This window comes from Lentilactobacillus hilgardii DSM 20176 = ATCC 8290, from assembly GCF_000159315.1.
In the GTDB taxonomy this organism is placed as follows: domain Bacteria; phylum Bacillota; class Bacilli; order Lactobacillales; family Lactobacillaceae; genus Lentilactobacillus; species Lentilactobacillus hilgardii.
Window position 1 is genome coordinate 1 of sequence record NZ_GG670053.1, and the last position, 241, is coordinate 241.

The 241-nt window shown below is 66.0% G+C and carries 1 protein-coding gene; it reads right to left on the reverse strand.

The window, feature by feature from the left end; all coding sequences use genetic code 11:
* Nucleotides 1-154 (reverse strand): MaoC/PaaZ C-terminal domain-containing protein (locus tag HMPREF0519_RS14740; protein ID WP_220094611.1); only part of this gene is annotated, 154 nt, incomplete at its 3' end.
* Between the last annotated feature and the right edge of the window lie 87 nt (nt 155-241).

The following is a 241-nucleotide window of genomic DNA, read 5'->3' on the forward strand; positions in this document are numbered from 1 at the left end:
ATTCATGGTCGACGTGCAGGCGGTTGAAGTCGCCGGACAGGCAGGCGAAGTTGACGATGTCGCTCTCGGTGATGGTGCGGCCGGCGGACTCGAAGCTGTGGCCGACCTGCAGGGGGGGAAGCGGGGACTGGCTGGCGGGGCTTGCGCTTTGCATGGCTGATGGGATTCCGGAAAGAGGCGCGGGGAGGGCGTTTTACGAAGCGTAGCGGCCGCCGGTCACGTGCAGCAGTTCGCCCGTGAT